Below are 21507 nucleotides of genomic sequence, written 5' to 3'. Positions count from 1 at the left end.
ATTATGTCGAACTACCAAAAAGCGATTGTGATTGGCCGCTTCCAAATCTATCACAAGGGCCATGAGCTGTTGACCCGCCAGGCTCTTGAAATAGCCGATGAAGTGTTGGTCATCGTCGGCTCGTCTTTCCAGTCGAGAAACATCCGCAATCCTTTCAAGTGGACTGAGCGGGCCGAGATGATCTTATCTACTCTGCCTGAGTCCGATCGGATTCGTCTTAAGTTCTTGCCGGTGCGAGATTACTATAACGATGCCCTGTGGAATGCCGACGTTAGGCGTCAAGTGGGGGAATACGTTTCAAGCACCGATCGGATCGCGCTGGTAGGATTCAAGAAGGACGATACGACTTACTACCTGGATAACTTTCCGGCTTGGCGGATGGTTGACGTTGAATCCAGTCTCGATATCGACGCCACCGATCTCAGGCAGCTGTTTTTTGAGGCGGAAACGGTAAACCAGGCTTTGGCGGAAATGGCTGAACGGATACCATTGCCAGTTAGACATTTCTTAAATGCTTGGTCTCTGGATTCCGTGTATGACAACCTCAAGAGCGAACACGCCAAAATTAAGCAAGATAACCAGGTCTATACCGGCATCCCCTGGGACGTGATTTCGACGACGGTCGACGCACTGGTAACTGTGAATGGCCACGTATTGCTGGGACAGCGAAAAAATTATCCCGGTAAAGGCTTGTGGGCCATTCCCGGCGGATTCCTTGAAAAACGCGAGTCCTTGCTTCACGGCGCCATACGTGAATTAAAGGAAGAAACAAGTCTCGATATTTCAGATGCCGCGCTACGGAAATCTCTTGCCGCAGTTAAGGTCTTCTCCCACCCCCGACGATCATGCCGAGGTCGGGTTATCACCCATGTTCATCACTTCTCTTTAAGCGGATGGCCGCTCAATGATGATGTTTGGCCTACGATTCAGGCCGCCGACGATCTAGAAAGTGTGGCATGGATACCTTTTTGCAGGATTCCTGCAATGGAAGAAGAATTATTTGAGGACCACTTTGCCATTTTGTTCGACTTTCTACCTGTTCATGCCTAATCAGAACGGCTCATAGAACAAATTTGCCGAATTAAATCGACAGAGCACTACTGGCATGGCTAGAGTACCAGTTCGTCCTCCAAAGTGAACAACCGACCCATACCTGTCCCTGACAACAAAAATTTGATCGGCCGGTTTGTTACACATACCTGACTATCATCCTATACAGGAAGATATACAGAACCATATAATTACCCAACATATTCAACAACGGCAACTCCATCGTGAACGTCGAAATCGTGAAGCGTGGCAATGAGTCGTCTGACCATTACAGGATCCATACACTGGCGTTTACGATAAACGCGCTTTCCGACAAGCCTGGTCTTGCCCCGACATAAACTGGCCAAGGCACTTGAGCCCGGTTGGTCTTATGACGGGAAGAAAGGCTTGTCGATTGGCCTCCTCGCCGTCCTATAAACCGCCCCCTCCCGAAGGTACACTCCTATCGTACAAAACCGTCCATGAACCATCTGGGTTATAGGTCACGTCAAATGTGTCGGAACCCTGCGTTGCGTCACAAATCGCCGCAGATTCCAAAAGCTTCTCGAGCGATTCGGGGTTAATCAGTTGTCCCGCTTGGTAGTCATTGCCGGTGGTGATATAAAATTTCGCAATCGGTTGGCAATCGATGTTGCTCAAGGGTTGGGCCTGGATAAAGCTGGACAGGATATACGAATCACTCGCGGGATGCTTAATGGCCAGGCCCACGTTGATTGGCGAGCTTATCGGGTCGAATGAGGGCGTTACGATACGATAAGCGCCCTCACGAACGCCCTCTGCATGAGTGGGGCTGTCCAAGCCCAAGGGATTGATCGACAAATTGAGGTTGGTGGAATTATTGGAGACACCGGATTGCGGCGTAACATCTATCGCTTGCCCGGCTGTCATATAACCCGTGCTTTGTCCCGGTTGCAATGAGGGCACCGCCACCTGGGCGCCAGCGTAACAGTGTTGAAGGCATTGAAATATTAACAAGCCCCCATCAGAATAGAACGGCCTTAAGCTGCCATCAAAAACGGCATTGACATACACCTGCCATCCGCCGACATAAACCGCGGGTTGTTGGAAGATAACAAAATTCTGGTTAAGAAAACTTTCATTTTTTATTTTTATCGTATAGAAGCTGCCCATTACACTCTCCGGTTAAAGTGACTCAATTTGCTGGCCACGCATCGTATAGCTTTCATCGGCCTTTCGAAAACCCGTTGCCAGCTGATTATTTTTCATTGCGGCCTCAGCAACCAGCCAGAGAATGCCAAGCGACCCAACGATTAAGCGTTGAATTCAACCTCGACCCCCGGTTCCGCCACAATTTCTTCCGATCTTGGATACGATACTCCGCAACGGGCACAGAAGTAAAGGCTCCTGCCGTAAAGTCAGAACGACACCGCAAAGCTGTCCAGTTACTTGCCGCCCTGAAAATACGGGGTGCGGGCATATCTTCCCGACACGGCTAGCGGTGCGGCCAGCAAGCGGCCAGGATTGACGCGCTGCCTGGAGTCGCTACGGGCAGGGGATACGCTTGTTGTCTGGAAGCTGGGACAGGCTGTGGCGGTCGCTGTCTTATCTGGTTGGGGTGCTGGCTGGCCTGTAAGGGAAGGAGGGCGCCTTCCTGTCGCTGACCGAAGCCATAGGCACCGAAAGTGCGGCGGGGGCTGCTAGTCCACATGCTGGCGGCGCTGGCGGGATTCGAGCGGGATTTGATGTTGGGCGAATCCAAAGCTGGATTGAAGGCTGCTAAGAAACGTGGGGCGGAAGCCTTCGGTTTCGGACTAAATAGAGCGGTTAAAACGGGATGATTGTAAGCGGGATGCGTGTTGCAGGCCACTACTCACAATTTACGAACAAACCTTTGCGCTTGGCTAAGTTGAGATCCGGTGTTACCCATATGAACAAACTCAATGGATCGGATCAAACATTACTTCCGGACCTATTAGTACCACCAGCAAATCAAAAGCCCCAGCATTCTTGCGATGCTTCGGCTAAAAAAGGTTCCTTGTAGTCATTATCCTTTGGAAAAAAGTCACGCACAATAATGGGGGGCCCACTTACACCCTGCGGTAATACAGGATGAGATTTGTCAGTTTCCGGCTCCCCTGCTGTCAAGATATGGTGCTGGATCAATCTGGCCCGAACCACATGTCGGCTCAGCCCAAGCAATCTGGCTGTTGCCAATTGGTTTCGGTAGGTATGCTTATAAGCGACTTGTAACAAAGCTTGTTCGGCACGGGCATATAAATCAGGATACTCTTGTTCGCATAAAGCCTGAAACGCACTAACTAATCTCTCAAAATCTCCAGCATCAGAGTCTGCCGATTTAGGAAAACTTGGCAATTGAGAGAGATTTAAATCCGTTGGCTTAATGATAAGGTCACGCGTTACCAATAAGGCGTGATGGATAACATTTTCCAATTCACGAATGTTACCGGGCCAAGTATGCGCTAACAGAATTTGTTTTGCGGCAGGGGCAATCGTGGCTTCAGGACAACCAAAGCGCTGGCCATACACTTTTAGAAAATGCTCGGCTAAGGGCAAGACATCCCCAGTACGTTGCCGCAATGGCAATAAATTCAATGCGGCTACATTCAGGCGGTAGTACAAATCCTCACGAAACCGACCGGCCATGACCGCTTCTTCCAATTTGACGTTGGTTGCCGCAATCAATCGCACATCTATAGGTATTGCCTTGTGGGAACCGACCCGCACCACCTCCCGTTCCTGCAACACCCGCAATAATTTTACTTGCATCGACTGAGGTAAATCACCAATTTCATCCAGAAAAAGCGTGCCGCCCGAAGCAGCTTCAAACCAACCCTGTTTGGCCGTCATCGCGCCGGTAAAAGCCCCTTTTTCATGGCCAAACAACTCACTCTCAATCAATGTTTCCGATAAGGCACAGCAATTAACCGCTAAAAATGGCCCGTTGCGTTTTGCGCTAAGTTCATGAAGGTGGCGGGCGACCAGTTCTTTCCCGGTACCCGTTTCGCCGATGATAAGGGCATTCAACTCACTAGGGGCAATACGTTTGATTCTGTCCAGTAGCTCTTTGGATTTTGGATCTTCGAAAACGAGGGCTGATGCTCGAATTGAGAGGGCCATCTCAGATGGATTAGGAAAAGCAAGTAAATGCATAAGTATAAACATGTCCTTTGAAGTTATGTTGACTGTCAAGATAACATGCTGGAAAGAACTTATAAAGTGATTAAAATCAATATAATTATGCTTAAATGTGATAATGGTAGGGCTGCCGGGTTCCGCAAAACTGGGCAATTTCCGGATAGGCAGATCCAGGCTTTGTTGGGCCTGAATCTGTCAAGCGCACGCCAATTTTCTGGTGTCAGGCCGCCTCGAGCGCCTGTTCCAGATCCGCGACAATATCGTCGATGTGTTCTATCCCGATGGATAAACGCACCATATCTTCGGTGACCCCCGCCTTAACCAGCTCCTCAGGCGACAATTGCCGATGTGTGGTGGAGGCCGGATGACAAGCCAGCGATTTGGCATCGCCGATATTCACGAGCCGGGTGAACAGTTTTAAGGCATCCTGAAAGTGCCCACCGGCCTTGCGGCCCCCTTTCAAGCCAAAGGTGAGGATACCGGAGGCGCGTCCGCCCATGTATTTGTCAACCAGCGCTTTGTCTTCATGGTCATCCAATCCTGCGTAATTCACCCAAGCAACTTTACTGTGGCTTTGCAGATATTGCGCGACTTTGACGGTGTTCCCGCAGATTCTATCCATGCGCAACGCCAGGGTTTCAATGCCTTGCAAGATCAAGAACGAATTGAACGGCGAAATGGCCGCGCCGGTATTGCGCAACGGCACCACCCGCGCCCGGCCGATATAAGCGGCAGGCCCCAGCGCTTCGGTATACACCACGCCGTGATAGGAAACATCCGGTTCGTTCAGACGACGGAAGCGTTCTTTATGTTCAGCCCAGGGGAATTTGCCGCTATCAACAATCACCCCGCCGATGCTGTTGCCGTGGCCGCCCAGATATTTGGTGAGCGAATGCACGACGATATCGGCACCGTGTTCGATCGGTCGGCACAAATACGGCGATGGCACGGTGTTATCGACAATTAGCGGTACGCCATGGCGATGGGCGATCTCGGCCAACCGTTCAAAATCGGTAATATTGCCCAATGGGTTGCCGACCGATTCGCAGAAAATGGCTTTGGTTTTGTCGTCAACCAATGCCTCGAACGCATCCGGATCGCGATAATTGGCAAAACGCACGTTGATGCCGTATTGAGGTAGGGTATGGGCGAAGAGGTTATAGGTGCCGCCGTACAGCGTGGCGGCGGAAACGATGTTGTCGCCCGCCTCGGCGATGGTCATGATCGCGTAGGTAATTGCGGCCATGCCGGAGGCCAGTGCCAGCCCTGCCAATCCGCCTTCCAATTCGGCCACGCGTTTTTCCAGTACGTCGGTGGTCGGGTTCATGATGCGGGTATAGATATTGCCGGCCACTTTCAGGTCAAATAGATCGGCGCCATGCTGGGTATCGTCAAAGGCGTAAGACGTGGTCTGATAAATGGGCACGGCCACGGCTTTGGTGGTTGGATCGGGGCTGTAGCCACCGTGTATGGCTATTGTTTCTAGTTTCATAGGCTTTAGGGTTGGCGAGGTTGATAGAATCTGTAAAAAGTCTGGTTTTCGGTTTTGATAACGGGCTTGGCGGCAAACGATGGCAGCGCCAGTCCCGGCGCCGCCCCAGCTCACCCGGCCTTGGCTTGCAACTCGACTTTTCCGGTATCGCCCACAGGGCTTAAATGGAACACCGGTTTGGCGCGTGTCTTTTTGCCAGCTTTTGCGACCGGCAACAACGGGAACAGCAATTCGGCCACGCGGTAGGCTTCTTCGAGGTGCGGGTAACCGGAGAGCACAAAAGTTTCGATGCCGAGATCGGCATATTCCTGCAAGCGTTTGGCAACGGTTTGCGGGTCGCCGACCAACGCAGTCCCTGCGCCGCCCCGGACTAAACCGACACCGGCCCATAAGTTGGGGGCGATTTCGAGGTTTTGCCGGGAGCCTCGGTGCAGGCTGTTCATCCGCCGCTGCCCCTCGGAATCCGAGCGGGCATAGGCGTGCTGCGCGGCGGCAATCGCGTCATCGCCGACATGACGGATCAGCGCATTGGCCGCCGCCCACGCTTCGGCTTCGGTTTCCCGAACGATGATGTGTATGCGCAGGCCGTAACGCACGGCCCGCCCGGTCAGCCTGGCGCGAGCTTGCATATCGGCGATTTTTTGCGCCACGGCCGGCACCGGCTCGCCCCAGCTCAGATAGTGGTCGATATACTCGGCGGCCAAATGATGGGCGGCTGGCGATGAGCCGCCAAAATATAACGGCAGGCTGGGCGTCTGCGCAGGCGGAAAGGCCAGTTTCGCGTTATCGACCCGGATATGCTTGCCGGCAAAACTGACGGTTTCACCCGCCAATAAGCGCTGCCAGACGGTCAAAAACTCGGCGGCCAAGGCATAACGCTCATCATGCGCCAGGAACAAGCCGTCGCCGGCCAGCTCAACCGGATCCCCGCCGGCAACGACATTGACCAGCAAGCGCCCGCCGGAAAAGCGGTCCAGAGTAGCCGCCATGCGTGCCGCCACCGTGGGCGAGGTCAAGCCGGGCCGGACCGCCACCAAAAACCGTAGATTCTCGGTGGATTCAATCAACGAGGCGGCGGCGACCCAGGGATCCTCACAGGTGACGCCGGTAGGAATCAGGACCCCGCCATAACCCAAAGCATCCGCAGCCTGGGCTATTTGGCGCAAATAGTGCAAACTCACTTCGCGTGCGCCTTGGGCCGAGCCCAGGTAACGGCCGTCACCATGTGTCGGTAAAAACCAGAAAACATTCACTTTATTGTCTCCAAATTCAGTATTAGTGTGCTCGCCAGCCTCATTCGGCACTTAGGGCTTCCCAAGGAAGATTGTTCAGATTGAGCAAATGCCCTAGCTTCTCGGATTTAGTCCGTAAATAGGAGATATTCTCCCGATTGGGGACGGGTTCTAGCGGTACACGCCCGACAATTTTTAACCGGTATCCGGCCAACTCGGTGAACTTAGCCGGGTTGTTGCTCATCAATCGTAGAGTCGTCACGCCCAGATCGGTTAGTATTTGGGCGCCGACATCATAGCTGCGGGAATCGATAGGCAAACCCAAGTCCAAATTGGCTTGTACGGTGTCCCGGCCCTGATCCTGCAATTCATAGGCGCGCAGCTTGTGCGCCAAACCGATGCCGCGGCCTTCATGCCCGCGCAAGTAAACCAAAACCCCGCTGCCCGCCTGTTCGATTTTTGCCAACGCCATTTTGAGTTGGTTGCCGCAATCGCAACGCAGAGAATCAAGCACATCACCTGTTAAACATTCGGAGTGCACCCGCACCAAAACATTTTGTTGTCCCGCCACTTGGCCTTTGACCAATGCCAAATGCTCTGAACCGTCTAGCACGGAACGGTAAACATGGGCGGTGAAAACCCCAATAGCTGTGGGTATCCGTGCTTCTGAGACGTGCTCAACCAATAATTCATTACGGCGGCGGTAAGCAATAAGATCGGCAATACTGATAAACGGTAAGTTATGTTTTCTGGCAAATGCCTGCAATGCCCCGCCACGGGTCATGCTGCCATCGTCATTCACGATTTCGCACAGCACGCCGGCCGGATACAGTCCGGCCAAGCTCGCCAAATCGCTGGCCGCTTCAGTGTGGCCCGGCCGCGCCAACACCCCGTGCTGTCTGGCGCGTAAGGGGAACACATGGCCTGGGCGGGCAAAATTGTCGGCGGTGCAGGCAGGGTTCGCCAGGGCACGGAGGGTGGCGCTGCGGTCTGCTGCAGAAATGCCGGTGCTGGTGCCTTTGTTCAAGTCCACCGAAACCGTAAATGCCGTGCCATGGGCATCGGTGTTGTTCGCGACCATCGGCTCCAGATGCAACGCATCGACGCGCTCGCCCGGCAGGGCGACGCAAACGACGCCGCTGCTGTGCCGTACCAGAAAGGCCATGCGTTCGGGCGTGATTTTTTCGGCCGCGATGATTAAATCGCCTTCGTTTTCCCGGCCGGCATCGTCGGCCACCACCACGAAGCCGCCATTGCGGATGGCTTCCAGCGCCGTTTCTATTGTGTCGTAATTCATCATAGAGTCCTTAGGAGTAAAAACTCGGCGCGGGTAATTTGGCATTCAACACCCATTCGCCAAGATCAAGCAGCTTATAATCCACCGGATCATGCAGCGAATGGGTTCTCAGATTGCGCCAATAGCGGTCAAAACCTCCTTTGGCGCTGGTGGCCCGTGCGCCGGTGACTTCAAACAAGCGTTGTGTCACGTCTAACCCGGCCCGGGTGGCCAAGACTTTGGCCGTCGCGCTCGCAACAGCGACACTGCCGCGCTCCGCCTCGGTGAGTGCATTTTCCTGACGCCAAGCGGCGTCCAGTAAACTGGCGGCATGATCGGTCGACAGTGCGGCCGCATTAAGGTCAACCCAAAATTCACCGTACTTTTTGAGCACATAAGGGTCGCGGGTCGCACTTTCCACGCCGGACAAAAACCAAGCCCGCGACTGGCTGCGGGTATAACCTATCGCTTCCGCCAAAGCGCCTTCGCCTATGCCTAAGTAAATATTGGTTAGGATCAGCTGTGCAAGCAGCGGACGCAAGGTGGCAAACACACTACCTAGAGGGCCAGGCTCACGTAAAATTTCATGGTCATAAATCCGCACCCCATGAAAATCCACAGTACCGCTGTCGGTCTGGCGTTGCCCCATATTGTCCCAATCCGAATGGATCTGGATGCCTGTGCGATTACTTGGAATGGCTGCTATGACTAATTTGCCGTCAGTCTCCGACAAGGCCGATACGATCAAGTGATCGGAATCCGTGGCGCCGGAACAAAAGCTTTTGGTGCCATGCACCAACCAGTCTTTGCCGTCAGCACTGATTCTGGCGCGAGTATCGAGAGGATTGAGGGTGTTTCCCCAAAACCAGTTATTTTTAACCGTTTCACGGTAATAATGCGGCCATTGGCCCCCGAACAGCCGGATAGTCGCCAACAACAAATGCTGGAAACCAAACAAATGTCCTACCGAACTATCGGTCCTGGAAATAATACGCACAATCTGTAGCGTATCGTGCCAATCTAGGCCGTGCCCACCATATTCAACCGGAATGATGAGGTTTAATAGGCCGCTTTTACGCAGGCTGTCGCGTTCATTTTTGGCCGTGCCGCCACGTTTATCCCGTTCCACTGCGGTGGCCGCAAACTCCGCCGCTAATTGTTCGGCCTTGCCGAACAACGATTGGGCCTTTAATTGGGCCTGTTTGATAGGATTAACCACGCCCATTATGCAGCCACTTTGTCAGTTTGCCGTGATTCCAGTTCGCGTACTAAGGGCAAAACATGCTTCCCGAAATATTCGACTTCTTCCTGGAAATGTAAAAAGCCCGTCAGGACCAAGTCCACACCCACCGCTTTTAACGCCACAATACGCTCGGCAATTTGTCTGGGTGTCCCGATCAGATTGGTTTTAAAGCCGTCGTTATATTGCACCAAATCTTCGAATGTTGACTTGGCCCAATTACCGTCACCTTCCGGGGATGCTTTTCCTGCTTGCTTGGCCTCATGTCCAAAAGCGTTGACCGCTTTCGTGTCTGCTTTGTCAATAATTTCATTCAACACCGCTTGGGCTTCAGCTTCGGTATTTCGGGCTATAACGAAAGCATTGATGCCAATCTTGACCGAATGGCCGCCTTTGGCAGCCTTAGCGCGGATATCGTCAACTTGCGCTTTAATGCCTTCCAGCGTATTGCCGTTAGTGAAGTACCAATCCGAGACCCGGGCCGCCATATCGCGCGCCGCCCGGGAGCTACCGCCCTGAAATATTTCCGGATGCGGTTGTTGTAAAGGCTTAGGCTTTAATGTGAAATTGTGGAAACGGTAGAAATCGCCGGAAAAGCTGAAATCGTCCTGCGTCCAAATGCCTTTCAGTGCGCGGATGAATTCTTCTGAACGACGATAACGTTCGTCATGCTCCAGCCACGGCTCGCCGATCGCGGTAAATTCAGTTTTAAACCAACCACTGACGATGTTGACGGCGATGCGGCCTCCCGTCAGGTGGTCAATGGTAGCAATTTGCTTGGCGACGACAGCCGGGTGCCAAGGCCCCGGCAAAATAGCCGCAATAACCCGTAGTTTCTGGGTCGCCGCCAACAAGGCATGGGAGAAAGACACCGATTCGTGCTGGTATTCCGCCCCGTAACCCGCGGTGAAACGGATCTGGCTGAGGGCGTAGTCAAAGCCGCTTTGCTCGGCTATTTGCGCAAGCTTGCGGTTATAGTCAATATCCCAACTGGTGCGTTGCTCGATTTTACTGATAAGCAGGCCGCCACTGACGTTGGGCACCCAATAGGCAAACTTGATTGGGTTGTTGCTTTGATGTGATTGGCTCATTTGATTTTTCCTTATGCGGCATGGCGTGCGGGGAAGTTAAGCGGTGTTCCATTGAGCGTGACCGTACCGGCCACCTCGACTGGCCGGGTCAAGGTATCGAGCACGGGGCAGTGCGCTTCCACGGCCGCAACCAGTTGGCTGATCGTTTCCGGCGCCGCAGGGCTCTTCAATGTGGTTTCAAAACTGATTTTCTGGAAACCGGAGTGCACCTCTTTCAAGCCGAACAGGCCATGCAGATCCAGATAGCCCTTGGCGCTCACCTCGACCGCCTCCAAAGGGATGCCCAGCACGGCGGCGTACGCTGCGTAGACGATTTCCTGGCAGGTGCCGAGCGCGGCCAGGATCAGCTCGACGGGGTTTGCACCCGCGTCACCCCCACCCAATTCCGGGGGTTCGTCAATGATCAGCGGCGGAAAATCCCGCACTTGGGCGGCGCAACGCACGCCATCGAGCCAGCGGGTCTTTGCCTTAAAAACCAGACGGGCGCTCGCCGGATTTTCTTGCAAGGCGGCAATGGTGTTTTCTAATGCGGCTTTCAAATCTTTCTGTGACATGTGGATTTCCATAGCATTGATGTTGAAGCTACCCAATCTAAATAAGGATGGCTTTGCGATCGGTTCGTCAAATTGAATTGTTCCAAATATTTACAAAACGGGACGGCCTTTTCGGAGCCTATTCTCCGCCGGCCTCGAACAGCTCCAGCGGCAATCCCACCAGTGCCTTACCAATCCATTCGCGGGCGATATTGTTCGATGGCCCCATACCGATGCCGGCACGGGCATCACGGAAGATGCGTTCGATCGGGCCTTTCTTGTAACCGTAACCGCCGCTGACATCCAGGGCGTTGCGCGCCGAGATATTGGCGACTTCCGCCGCATGCACCTTGAATTCGGTCAATGGCAGCAGGATTTGCCCTTGCGGCTGGCTGGCGGCCTGCAATTGGTCCAATTGCCGCGCCAGCTCGTGCTGCCAGGGGCGCAGGCTTTCGACCAACACCTTGGACTCGCCCAATTGCTGGCGCAGCACTTGGTAGTCGGACAGTTTGCGGTTGAAATCGCGGTGGATGGTGCCAGTCAGGTGGTCGGCGGCTTTTTCCAGTGCCGCCCTGGCCACACCGTGCCAAACAGAGCCCAGACCAACCAGATACACGGGGGACACACCGTGGTAAACAATGTCTTTACCCTGGCCTTCGTCGCCCAGGCGGTCGATGCTTTTCACATTCACCTCTTTGTAGGTGATCGGCCCGCTGTGGTTGCCGCGCACCCCGAGCGCTTCCCAGGTGCCATGCGTGATGCCCTCCAGTTTGGAATCGACGATGAAAAAGCTAATATCGGTAGGGCCTTTGGCGCCCGGCGAACGGGTTTGAAAAATGTAGTAATCCGCTTGCCCGGCGCTGGTGGTAAAGGATTTTTCCGCATTGAGCAGATAGTTATTGTCGCTGCCACGGGAAGCTTCGCTGAAGTTGAACCACCAGTGCCCGCCCGAGGCTTTTTCGCTGGTCGAATAGGTGCCGATCAAACCGTCGCGGGCAGGCTTCAGCCAACGTTCTTTTTGGTCGTGGTTGCCGAATAAGTTGATGGTCTGCGCCGCACCGGTGTGCATCACATAAACCAGGCCGGTGGAGGCGCAGGCGCGGCCGATTTCTTCGGCCACGATCGAAAAGGCGACATGGTCCAGACCCAGGCCGCCGTATTCCTTCGGAATCAGCACGCCATTCCAGCCCGCCCGGCCCAAGGCTTCAAGGTTCTCCCGCGGGAAAACGCCCTGGTCGGTTTGTTCGGCATTAGGCCGGATGACCTCGTCAACCAGGGCGCGAATTTCGGAACGGATTTTTTCGTAATCGTGTACAGACATGATGCTCTCCTTAAGCTACTTCAGATAATTGGGTTTGATCCGCCCGGATAAGCGCCGCCGCAACGGCTTGGCGCGCTGCCGCATGGATACGTTCATTGACGATGGCATCGCTAAAGCGTGAGCCGTCATAGTTCTGTTCGGTGGCGTAGATGCCGGAAGGGACGGTTTGCGCACCGAAGAAGCCAAACAGCGGCCGCAGTTGATGTTCGATAATCAGGGCATGCTTTTCCCCGCCGCCAGTGGCGCCAAGAATCACCGGCAGTTCGTTCAGCGCCTTCACATCCAGAAAATCAAACACATGCTTGAATAGGCCGGTGTAGGAACCCTTGTAAACTGGTGTGACCGCTACCAGGATGTCGGCCGAGCCGATAGAATCCAGCACGGCTTTGCCAATATCGCCCAGCTCCCCAGGATGACGGGCAAGTCCGAAAACCGGGCTCAGATCAGCCAAGCTGTGGGTTATTACTTCAATACAAGCTTGTTGGTAAGCTTGCTGCTTGATTGCATCGACGATTTGCCCGGCCAATACGAGCGTCTTAGACGGTAGCCCTAGATTGCCTGAAACAACCACGACTTTTAATGTACTCATGTTGATTGCCTTTGTACGGTTGAAAAATCCCAATGCCTGCAAAGCATGGGTACTGTGCTTAAGCTTTAGCACCGACCATGCCAACTTTCAACTCATTGTTTTTAAAATGATTAATGATGGCCTTATCGGTTTGGATGCCGTTGTTGCAGCAGCGGATTACAACGATTGCCGCTGTAGCGGCAATCGTGGTTGGACAAGCATCTGGCAACCCCAGGATTCAGGCCGCTCCTGGCCATTTGGCACAATATCTGCTGCTTCTGTGGCTAGCACACCAGCCGAAGCGAAGATCGCTTCAATACATTAGCCAAAGCCGAGAATTGACAAGATGTCCAGACCGATAATCGATATGCGCAGCCGACCTGCGTTTCTACATGATTTTTATGGCGCAACGCCGGCAACCCCCGGATATGAAACCGCCAAATGGCTTAACCGCCGCTTGGGCTCCAAACAGGACGATCACTTTGTCCGTTCGCATACCCTGGATGGGTTTATCGAGGAAATCCGCGAGGTGGGTATCCGCCATGCGGTCGTCGTGGGCCGCGATACGCCCGACATCACAATCCCTAACGAAACCTCCGGGACATTACCGCGCCGCACCCGGAGCTGATCGGCATCGCCTCGGTCAACCCGCAAGCGCTGGATAGCCGTGGCATCGCCAAAGAAATTGAAAAGGCCGTGAACACGCTGGGATTGAGGGGAATTAACATAGAACCCGGATTCGGCGCGCCGCCCATTCAGGCCGATGATCCGTCGCTCTACCCGATTTATGACGCCTGCAAACAACTGGATGTGCCGGTGTTTTTAATGTCAGGGCCGACCACGCCGAATTTGGAATATGCCAATCCGGTCGCCGTCGGCAAGGTGGCCAGGGCTTTTTCAGGTTTGCCTATCGTCTGCTACCACGGTTTTTATCCGTATGTGAACGAAATGATCGGCGTCGCGTTTCGCTATGAAAACGTTTACGTCGTCCCGGACATGTATATTTTTCTGCCGGGCGGAAGCTTGTATGTGGAAGCGGCCAACGGTTTTATGAAGGGGCAACTGCTGTTTGGCAGCTCGTACCCGTTCCGGGCGATGGGGCAAACGCTAGAGGACTTTCTACGGCTCGGTTTGCACGAGGAGGTGTTGGATCGGGTGTTATATCAAAATGCGAAACACTTATTGCGGGTTTAACTGGTAGACCGGATTTGCCGAATAATCCTAGCGCGGATTATTCGGCATCCCTCCGTTAAAATTTGAAATTCGCGCCCGCACCCAAGGCCCATTCGCTACTGGTGACATGATAATCTCCCAAAGCCAGTGTGCTGCGGCTTGCTGTGCCTTCAAAAGCATAGGCGGCAAACGCATCCAGCCTAAACTGGGGTGTAAAGGCATATCCTAGACCTGCCGTGGCGGTATGCTCCCAGACGACCGGGCCTAAAGTCGTTTGTACGACCTTAATCAAATCATTGCTGTTAAGAACCCCGGGGACATTGGTATCAAGCGGCAGCGTCCCCAGTCCTGAAAAGCCGCCAACAGTGCCGTTCGGATTATTGCGAAGTATCTCCGAGGCATAACTGTAACCCGAGCGGAGCTGCCATTTTCCAAGGCTATATTGGCCACCCAGCATAGCCAGGAACTGGTCATCATAGACGTCCTTATACAGTGAAGATTGCGACCAGTTTTTCCAGGCGACATCCGCCTCCAATAGCAAGTTAGGCGTTGCATTGGCTGCTATGCCCCAGGTGACCTCCAAGGGTTGATCGAGCTTTACGCTTTGGTATTCCTGACCGCCGCCTACTGTAGTCGACAATACGTTATGGTAGTGGTATTGCAAAGGGGACTTGACCGAAACACCTAGCTTCACATCATCGGTGAGCTGGTAAGTTGCACCCAATGAACCACGGAGCGAAATATTATGTACGCTGGACGTAGTCCCCCCAAAATCACCCGACAACCCGCCGAGCCCGCTCGTATTCCCGGTAGTTCCGAATTGGCCCAAACCAAACCCTACCGTCAAAGCCGCCCCTAATGACAAATCTGGCGTCACTTCATAAGCCGCCCCCACGTTGGCACTAAATGACAGCAATTCCACAACCAAAGGTAATGTCGCCGCGCCACCGGCACCGGCGCCACCCAGTCCAAGCCCGGCCCCGCCATTGATGGGATGGGTGCGGTAATCCGCGCCTAAGCCCGAATCAAGCGCGACACCGCCGCCCACCACAAAGCCGGGCAAGACTTCTCCGCTGAGTGCGACATCCGGCGCAATGTAATTCTGCGCCAAGCTGGGGGAATGGTTAGTAAATCCGTTGTTGCTTTGATAATTGTCGACTACAGGTTCAAGAAGCGCCGCGCCCAAGCCAAAATTAAAGCCTTTAAACTGGGTCAAGGTGGCCGGGTTGCCAAACAATGCGGCGGAAACTTCTTGCGGTCGGGTATAAGCCGCGCCGGCCATACCGCCGGCAATAGGTTTTAAAGACAGGTTCAGATCCGTTCCGGTATTCAGGGCCAATACACCAGGCGACACCGTACTCGCTAGCGCCAATAACGACACCTTCTGCAATCGCCATAAATTTATACGCCGGTAATTTTTGGGAGGAAACAATTCTCTATACATTTGAAGCTCCAATTAAAATATTTTCAGATATCGGCGACGTCCGTTGGGTTTGCCCTAAGGGGATTCTAGGAAAGACAAACGCGTTGCGCCTGAACCCTTTCAGAGCAAAGCTTATGCCATTTATAACTAATTGTTTATTAATGACAATTTATCTGTTTTTATTATTGATGCCGCACTAGCGGCAATGCGGAGGAAAAATCGCCGCTTTTGAAGCAATGAACCAAAAGAATTGCTGCGCTTGGAGCAATGCGATGTGGATTTGCAAAACTGATGGGGAAGATAAAGGCCCAATACGTGTTTTGAGGCCTTTTGGTAAAACGGGCGGATGGAAACCTCAGTCACCATCAAACAGTTAGTCAGTGCAGCCCGCTGTTATGCCACCCATCCGGCAGTTGCGTTGGGCTGACGGTGCGCCTGCCCGCATTTATATCCCAGATGGTATTGCGACGGCGGCGGCACGATCCGGTACGGTTTTGGCAGTCCGCAACGCACGCTGCCAGCGTTACCAGTGCGATGCGTGGCAATAGGTTTCGCGAATTTAGACAGAGGGCCCTCATGCTGATGGAGGCTTGGGCTAACGTTCCGCCCAGTTTTGCAGATTCCGTTACGATGCTGGAATGCAAAATAGTCAAAGTAGCCTTTGGACATTAGCAAACGTGGTATAGCCGAAGGTTTCAGAGCGGCTCAAACCAGACACTGAGACGGTGCCCTTGTATCTCTCCAAGCAATGATATATTGCTTAGCTAGCACTATATCAAAGCGCATGATCAGAGTTTGTATGCGGGCTGAGACGAAAAGTCTGAGGAGTAGATAAAACCCATGCGCCCCTTTTCTTAAAACTGAATGGTATCCAAGTCCTTCCCCGATGGGAAAGAGGCTGTATGAACAAGCTGAACGCCTGACCGGAAAGGGCAAAAGCAAGATGTCAGCTCTGGGAGCCGCCATGCGGAAGCTGGCACAGATTTGTTATGGTGTCATCAAACACCAGCAACCCTATCAACCACAAGTGGCTGTGTACCCTCTTGTGATTGGTGTGGAGAGATGGTATCTACAGCACTTATGGCTTTAAACTTTCTGTCCGGGCTCCGGCAAGGCATGCCTTGCCGGTCATAATAGGTGTTGGAGGAGTTTTTTTAGAAAAGGCAGGGTGAGCTTGCGTTGTGCCGCTAAAGATGCGCGGTCTAAGGTGTCCAGCAAATTCCACAACGAAGCCAAGTCCCGGTTGTAATGGGTCAATAAAAAGCGTCCGGCTTGTGGGGAGATTTCAAACCCCATGTGTTTAGCCTTGAACATGAGGGCCTTGATGCTGTCGTTTTCGGTCAAAGGTTTCAGTTTGAGCGTCAAGCCCCAGTTCAGGCGGGTTTTCAAATCCGGCAAATCAATGGCGATGGTTTGCGGCGGGCAACTGGCGGATAAAATCAGTTTATGCTCGTGGCTGCGGTGCAGGTTGAAGAAGTTGAAAAATGCCTGTTCCCAAACCGGATCGCCGCCAATATGTTCGATATTGTCCACGCAAACCACATCAAATTTGTCCAGTCCGGCCAGGATCGCCGGGTCGGGCAATCCCGCCGCCGATGACAAGGAAAAATAAAAGGCATCGAGTTTGTGCAAGTGGGCATGATGGCAGCAGGCTTGCAGCAAATGGCTCTTGCCTAGGCCGCTTTCGCCCCAGATAAAAATTTGTTGTTCGCCAGTGCCTTCCAGGGTGTTTTTTAGGTGACCGATGATTTCTTGGTTGCCGCCAGGAAAAAAATCGTTGAACGTCTGATTGGCCCTAAATTCAAAATTAACCGGTAGTTGTTCAGCCATAATCAGTCAGGTTTTGGTGCGAAGCGCAAATAAAGGGTGGTGCCGAGGAACAACATCAGGCTGAAGACGGTTTCCAAGGAGGCGTAAACCCGTTCGTCGGCATTGCTGTATGCTTCGGTGGAGCCGTGGATGAAATAGAACAGGCTGATGTAGGCCATCCAGGTGCAGCTTTTGCGATGGCGGCTTAGCAACCCGCGCATCGGTAGCAGCAGAGGGGTGACAGTTGCCAGCAACACCAGGGCGACGGGAAACTGGTTGGCAGGCACTAGCACGGTATGCCAAAGCATCAATAAGGCGAACAGCCCAAAAAAGCCGATGAGGGCGGCGGCATAATAAGTGTCGGCGTTGGGTTTCATGTATCGGTTTGTAAACGGTTAGGAGATTTTTAAAACCTGCGCGGTTTTTGCCAGACGAGCGCCTAGGGCTTTGCACAAGGTTTTTTCGTGCTCAGTCAAAACCGCGTCTTCCGATGCCAGATGGCTGGGGCCGTAAGGAGTCCCGCCTGATGCGGTTTCGCGTAACGCCGCTTCGGTGTAGGGCAAGCCCATCAGCACCATGCCATGATGCAGCAAGGGCAGCATCATGCTTAACAAGGTGCTTTCCTGGCCGCCGTGCATGCTGCTGGTGGAGGTGAACACGCCAGCCGGTTTGCCGACCAAGGCGCCGGAAAACCATAAGGCTGTCGTGCCATCCAGGAAATATTTCAAGGGCGCCGCCATGTTGCCGAAATGCGTGGGGCTGCCCATGGCCAGGCCGTCACAGTTGCGCAAATCGTCCAGTGTTGCATAAACCGCACCGTGAGCAGGGATGCTGTCCGCGGTTTTTTCGCAAACTGCGGACACGTCAGGAACAGTCCTTAAAATGGCTTCCGTACCGCTGACCGATTCCACGCCGCGTGCGATATGGTTAGCCATCGCCGCAGTCGTGCCGTGGCGGGAAAAATAGAGGATCAGGATTTTGCTCGTCATAGTGGCGGCCTGTTTGCGGTGATTAAGGGTTTGGGTGCATCAGCGGGAGTTATTGCCGCTGATGCTTGGTAATAGGTTGGTAGGCGCGCGCTCATCAAAACAAGGGCTATAATAGCATTTTACTCACATTCATACGCTGAAAAACGATCGGCAGGTTACCGCAATGATTATCGAAAGGCTCAGACAATACGCATTACTGGCACGCTTGGACCGCCCCATCGGCATCCTGATTTTATTATGGCCTACCTTGTGGGCGTTATGGCTTGCCAGCCATGGCAAACCGGATATGCAGGTGTTTGCGGTGTTCGTATTGGGTGTGGTGCTGATGCGTTCGGCGGGTTGTGTCATTAATGATTATGCTGACCGCGATTTTGACCCGCATGTGGAGCGCACCAAACAGCGGCCCATTGCGGCGGGCAAGGTTTCGCCCAAAGAGGCCTTGGCCGTGTTTGCGGTGTTATGCCTGGCCGCGTTTGCCTTAGTCTTGCTGATGAATGCCTACACCATTTGGCTGTCGTTTGCGGGCGCGTTCCTGGCCGCCAGTTATCCGTTCATGAAGCGTTATACGCAGTTGCCGCAAGCGTATTTGGGTATGGCCTTTGGTTGGGCGGTGCCGATGGCGTTTGCCGCCCAAACCGACACGATCCCGGTGGTCGCTTGGGTGTTGTATCTGGCGGTGATGTTATGGGCGTTGGTGTATGACACCATGTACGCGATGGTTGATAAGGACGATGACCTCAAGATCGGGGTCAAATCCACAGCGATTTTGTTTGGTGATTATGACCGCCATATCATTGCTGCACTACAAGCTGTCATAATTGCCTTATTGCTTGCCGTTGGCCAACTGGAGCATTTGCAGTGGCCGTATTACCTAGGCTTGGTGGTTGCCGCCGGGCTGTCGGTGTATCAGCAAAAGCTGATTTTTTATCGGGAAAAAGCCTTGTGTTTTCAGGCATTTTTGAATAACAACTGGTTTGGTATGGCGGTTTTTGTAGGTTTGGTAGGGGCTTATCTGGTTTGATGGCAAACATAATGGGCGTGTTGAAATGAGTGCATTAGAAAAACTGGCGAGAATAAGCGAGCAAGATTATCTGGCGTTTGAACTGACGGCGGAGTGCCGCCATGAGTATGTTGACGGCTATATTTATGCGATGGCTGGTGCAAATGAACGCCATAACCGTATTAGCCTGAACATTGGCTTTCATTTACGGGCGGCGGCACGAGGAAGCCGTTGCGGTGTATTTTTAAATGATATGAAGCTGAGCATAGACAAAGGTAGAACCTATTACTATCCTGATGTCATGCTGGCCTGTGATCCCAATGATAAGGAACCCTTATTTAAAGAACAGCCCTGCTTGCTCGCCGAAGTGCTGTCATCCGGTACCGCCGCGATTGATAGGCGCGAAAAATTAATGGCTTATCAAAAGATCCCCAGTTTGCGTTATTACTTGATCGTCGCCAGTGACTGTGAGCGGGTTGATTATTTTGTCCGTGACAGCAACGGTGATTGGCAAACGGCGGCCTTGGATGCCGGAGAAAAATTGACGGTAAGCTATGATGCTTATCAAGCCGTATTCCAGCTTGCCGACATTTATGAAGATGTGGTGTTTGATTAAAGTAAAGTGCTTATGCCGAAAAGTTCAAAAGCAAATTGAAACAACGGGTTATTGCCGTTATAATTATCGGATTTTGTGACGGCATTCTCAAAAAGTAGAACCGCCCGTTTTGCGTTCCTGCAAAATCTATACAGGGATTACCACATTGAAGATATTGATTCTGGGTGCTGGCGTTACCGGTTCCTCGGTTGCCGAAGCACTGGCAAGTGAAGAAAACGATATTGTTGTCGTTGATTTTAAGCCGGAACTGCTGGAGGCCTTAAAAGAGCGGGTCGACATAGCCACCGTGACCGGCAATGCGGCGCATCCTAGCGTGCTCGAACAGGCGGGCATCCATAACACCGATATAGTCATCGCCGTCACCGACCGGGACGAAACCAATATGCTGGCGTGCCTGATCATCAACACCCTGTATAACCGCCCCAAAACCATTGCCCGGGTCAGGGCCATTGATTATCTGACCCATCCGCATCTGTTCAGCGCCAAAGGCATCCCGGTGGATTTTGTCATCAGCCCCGAACAGATCGTCATGGAAGCCATACGCAATTTGATTGAATTTCCGGGTGTGTTGCATATTTCCGACTTTGCCGGTGGTTTGGTGCGGCTATTTTCGGTGAAGGTGGTGGCGGGCGGTTTTTTGACAGGCCAAAAAGTCAAGGCGTTAAAAGACCGTTTCGTCAATGGCAAAATCCGTGTCGCCGCTATTTTCAGGAACGGCACGCCTGTTGTTGTTAATGGCCAGGCGGTCATAGAAACCGATGACGAAGTGTTTTTTGTGGCGCCACGTAAAGATGTCCTGAGGGTCTTAAAAGAACTCAACAAGCTTGAACAGCCATTAAAGCGCATCATTATTGCGGGCGGCGGCCATATCGGCAAACGTCTGGCGTTGGCCCTGGAAAATGACCACCAAGTCAAGATCATTGAAAAGGACAGCCGCCGCGCCAAAAAAATTGCCAATGACCTAAGCAAGACCACTGTGTTGTTGGGTGATTGCGCGGACGAGGCATTGTTGCTTGATGAGTCCGTTGAATCGACTGACTTGTTTTGTGCCATCACCAATAATGACGGCGTCAATATCATTTCCGCTTCATTGGCAAAAAGTTTGGGTGCCCGTAAAGCCATCTGTTTGCTAAACCATATCTCTTACAGCAAATTGCTCCCGGGGACTGGCATTGATGTCGCGGTGTTGCCTAACCAAGAGACATTGGGCAGTATCCTCAAACATGTGCGCCGGGGTGACGTGGCGCAAGTCAGCTCACTTTGTGGCGGCACCGCCGAGGCTATCGAAGCGATCGCCCATCATGGCAACGGTGAAAATTCGGTGGTTGGCCGTAAAGTCAACAGCATCAACTTGCCCGAAGGGATAGTCATGGGCGCCTTAATCCGTAGCCAGCAAGTCATTTCTATCCATCATGATACGGTGTTCGAAGAAAACGACCACGTCGTGATGTTTGCGATTGATAAGAAACTGGTCTGTAAGATCGAAAAAGTCTTCCAACCGATTTGACCCAAACGTGACCAAAGGCAGGGTAATGAAGCAAAACCAATCTCCAGACATCGTCCGCATTTCTTTGTGA

General features: G+C 52.9%; 24 protein-coding genes. 10 read left to right on the top strand and 14 right to left on the bottom strand.

Translation table 11 applies throughout. The features are described 5' to 3' along the window. The first annotated feature begins 3 nt into the window (after nucleotides 1–3). Nucleotides 4–1050 (top strand): NUDIX domain-containing protein, encoded by a 1047-nt coding sequence (locus METMI_RS0122565; RefSeq protein WP_019868570.1) that lies wholly within the window; start codon nucleotides 4–6, stop codon nucleotides 1048–1050. Between the two features lie 411 nt (nucleotides 1051–1461). On the opposite strand, the gene METMI_RS25090 is transcribed toward METMI_RS0122565, so the two are convergent. Continuing rightward, complete coding sequence (locus METMI_RS25090) at nucleotides 1462–2181, bottom strand: hypothetical protein (RefSeq protein ID WP_019868569.1); 720 nt, start codon at nucleotides 2179–2181, stop codon at nucleotides 1462–1464. Between the two features lie 297 nt (nucleotides 2182–2478). Here METMI_RS25090 and METMI_RS28375 point away from each other — a divergent pair, with 297 nt between their 5' ends. Continuing rightward, nucleotides 2479–2712 (top strand): recombinase family protein, encoded by a 234-nt coding sequence (locus tag METMI_RS28375; RefSeq protein ID WP_083930449.1) that lies wholly within the window; start codon nucleotides 2479–2481, stop codon nucleotides 2710–2712. Next, nucleotides 2694–2849, top strand: coding sequence for a recombinase family protein (locus METMI_RS28370; RefSeq protein WP_408630388.1), 156 nt, complete (start codon nucleotides 2694–2696; stop codon nucleotides 2847–2849). The genes METMI_RS28375 and METMI_RS28370 overlap by 19 nt, the downstream gene beginning before the upstream one ends. A gap of 151 nt (nucleotides 2850–3000) precedes the next feature. Here METMI_RS28370 and METMI_RS25085 read toward each other — a convergent pair whose 3' ends face one another. The 9 genes from METMI_RS25085 to METMI_RS0122510 all read right to left on the bottom strand — a co-directional run bounded on the left by METMI_RS25085 (nucleotide 3001) and on the right by METMI_RS0122510 (nucleotide 12941). Then, the gene (locus tag METMI_RS25085) at nucleotides 3001–4221 is read right to left on the bottom strand and encodes a sigma-54 interaction domain-containing protein (protein ID WP_198007962.1); all 1221 of its coding nucleotides are present in this window, start codon (nucleotides 4219–4221) and stop codon (nucleotides 3001–3003) included. 166 nt (nucleotides 4222–4387) lie between these two features. Continuing rightward, nucleotides 4388–5659: a bifunctional O-acetylhomoserine aminocarboxypropyltransferase/cysteine synthase gene (locus tag METMI_RS0122545; RefSeq protein ID WP_029151888.1), complete on the bottom strand. Its 1272-nt coding sequence runs from the start codon at nucleotides 5657–5659 to the stop codon at nucleotides 4388–4390. A 110-nt stretch (nucleotides 5660–5769) separates the two neighbouring features. Further along, entirely contained in the window at nucleotides 5770–6963 is a 1194-nt protein-coding gene (ssuD, locus tag METMI_RS0122540) for an FMNH2-dependent alkanesulfonate monooxygenase (protein ID WP_232215277.1), read from the bottom strand. Next, complete coding sequence (locus tag METMI_RS0122535) at nucleotides 6953–8191, bottom strand: bifunctional 3,4-dihydroxy-2-butanone-4-phosphate synthase/GTP cyclohydrolase II (RefSeq protein ID WP_232215276.1); 1239 nt, start codon at nucleotides 8189–8191, stop codon at nucleotides 6953–6955. The genes ssuD and METMI_RS0122535 overlap by 11 nt, the downstream gene beginning before the upstream one ends. 7 nt (nucleotides 8192–8198) lie before the next feature. Next, entirely contained in the window at nucleotides 8199–9392 is a 1194-nt protein-coding gene (locus METMI_RS0122530; RefSeq protein ID WP_019868563.1) for an acyl-CoA dehydrogenase family protein, read from the bottom strand. Then, nucleotides 9392–10498 (bottom strand): dimethylsulfone monooxygenase SfnG, encoded by a 1107-nt coding sequence (sfnG, locus tag METMI_RS0122525; protein ID WP_019868562.1) that lies wholly within the window; start codon nucleotides 10496–10498, stop codon nucleotides 9392–9394. Before sfnG ends, METMI_RS0122530 begins: the two co-directional genes overlap by 1 nt. 11 nt (nucleotides 10499–10509) lie before the next feature. Further along, nucleotides 10510–11052, bottom strand: a complete 543-nt coding sequence (locus tag METMI_RS25080; protein ID WP_019868561.1) for an OsmC family protein — start codon at nucleotides 11050–11052, stop codon at nucleotides 10510–10512. A gap of 118 nt (nucleotides 11053–11170) precedes the next feature. Beyond that, the gene (locus METMI_RS0122515) at nucleotides 11171–12352 is read right to left on the bottom strand and encodes an acyl-CoA dehydrogenase family protein (protein ID WP_019868560.1); all 1182 of its coding nucleotides are present in this window, start codon (nucleotides 12350–12352) and stop codon (nucleotides 11171–11173) included. A 10-nt stretch (nucleotides 12353–12362) separates the two neighbouring features. Beyond that, nucleotides 12363–12941 (bottom strand): NAD(P)H-dependent oxidoreductase, encoded by a 579-nt coding sequence (locus tag METMI_RS0122510; RefSeq protein ID WP_019868559.1) that lies wholly within the window; start codon nucleotides 12939–12941, stop codon nucleotides 12363–12365. Between METMI_RS0122510 and METMI_RS0122505 the strand changes: the two genes are divergently transcribed. Genes METMI_RS0122505 through METMI_RS25075 form a run of 3 tightly spaced genes read left to right on the top strand, consistent with a single transcriptional unit; the run spans nucleotide 12940 to nucleotide 14114 of the window. Next, nucleotides 12940–13245 carry a hypothetical protein gene (locus tag METMI_RS0122505; RefSeq protein WP_019868558.1) on the top strand — a complete coding sequence of 102 codons (306 nt, stop codon included), beginning with the start codon at nucleotides 12940–12942 and terminating at the stop codon, nucleotides 13243–13245. The genes METMI_RS0122510 and METMI_RS0122505 overlap by 2 nt on opposite strands. Before the next feature lie 21 nt (nucleotides 13246–13266). Further along, nucleotides 13267–13548 (top strand): hypothetical protein, encoded by a 282-nt coding sequence (locus tag METMI_RS27610; RefSeq protein WP_198007961.1) that lies wholly within the window; start codon nucleotides 13267–13269, stop codon nucleotides 13546–13548. Next, nucleotides 13524–14114 carry an amidohydrolase family protein gene (locus METMI_RS25075; protein ID WP_198008001.1) on the top strand — a complete coding sequence of 197 codons (591 nt, stop codon included), beginning with the start codon at nucleotides 13524–13526 and terminating at the stop codon, nucleotides 14112–14114. Before METMI_RS27610 ends, METMI_RS25075 begins: the two co-directional genes overlap by 25 nt. A gap of 55 nt (nucleotides 14115–14169) precedes the next feature. Here the strand turns inward: METMI_RS25075 and METMI_RS0122495 are convergent, their stop codons facing one another. Next, entirely contained in the window at nucleotides 14170–15537 is a 1368-nt protein-coding gene (locus METMI_RS0122495; protein WP_019868557.1) for an OmpP1/FadL family transporter, read from the bottom strand. A gap of 374 nt (nucleotides 15538–15911) precedes the next feature. Between METMI_RS0122495 and METMI_RS27305 the strand changes: the two genes are divergently transcribed. Beyond that, nucleotides 15912–16064: a hypothetical protein gene (locus tag METMI_RS27305; protein ID WP_019868556.1), complete on the top strand. Its 153-nt coding sequence runs from the start codon at nucleotides 15912–15914 to the stop codon at nucleotides 16062–16064. Nucleotides 16065–16644: 580 nt separating this feature from the next. Here the strand turns inward: METMI_RS27305 and hda are convergent. The 3 genes from hda to wrbA are packed head-to-tail and all read right to left on the bottom strand — an operon-like array spanning nucleotide 16645 to nucleotide 18314. After that, nucleotides 16645–17346: a DnaA regulatory inactivator Hda gene (gene hda, locus METMI_RS0122480; RefSeq protein ID WP_019868554.1), complete on the bottom strand. Its 702-nt coding sequence runs from the start codon at nucleotides 17344–17346 to the stop codon at nucleotides 16645–16647. A gap of 2 nt (nucleotides 17347–17348) precedes the next feature. Next, nucleotides 17349–17702, bottom strand: coding sequence for a DUF2069 domain-containing protein (locus METMI_RS0122475; RefSeq protein ID WP_019868553.1), 354 nt, complete (start codon nucleotides 17700–17702; stop codon nucleotides 17349–17351). Nucleotides 17703–17720: 18 nt separating this feature from the next. Then, nucleotides 17721–18314 (bottom strand): NAD(P)H:quinone oxidoreductase, encoded by a 594-nt coding sequence (gene wrbA, locus METMI_RS0122470; RefSeq protein ID WP_019868552.1) that lies wholly within the window; start codon nucleotides 18312–18314, stop codon nucleotides 17721–17723. Nucleotides 18315–18477: 163 nt separating this feature from the next. On the opposite strand from wrbA, the gene ubiA reads away from it, so the two are divergent. The 3 genes from ubiA to trkA all read left to right on the top strand — a co-directional run bounded on the left by ubiA (nucleotide 18478) and on the right by trkA (nucleotide 21437). Then, nucleotides 18478–19335 (top strand): 4-hydroxybenzoate octaprenyltransferase, encoded by an 858-nt coding sequence (ubiA, locus tag METMI_RS0122465; protein WP_019868551.1) that lies wholly within the window; start codon nucleotides 18478–18480, stop codon nucleotides 19333–19335. Nucleotides 19336–19360: 25 nt separating this feature from the next. After that, entirely contained in the window at nucleotides 19361–19930 is a 570-nt protein-coding gene (locus tag METMI_RS0122460; RefSeq protein ID WP_019868550.1) for a Uma2 family endonuclease, read from the top strand. A gap of 145 nt (nucleotides 19931–20075) precedes the next feature. After that, on the top strand, nucleotides 20076–21437 hold the full coding sequence (gene trkA / locus METMI_RS0122455; RefSeq protein ID WP_019868549.1) for a Trk system potassium transporter TrkA: 1362 nt from the start codon (nucleotides 20076–20078) through the stop codon (nucleotides 21435–21437). The last annotated feature ends 70 nt before the right edge of the window (nucleotides 21438–21507 follow it).

Source organism: Methylovulum miyakonense HT12, from assembly GCF_000384075.1.
In the GTDB taxonomy this organism is placed as follows: Bacteria; Pseudomonadota; Gammaproteobacteria; order Methylococcales; family Methylomonadaceae; genus Methylovulum; species Methylovulum miyakonense.
Note: the sequence above shows the minus strand (reverse complement) of the source record. Positions and strands in the feature narration are given on the sequence as shown.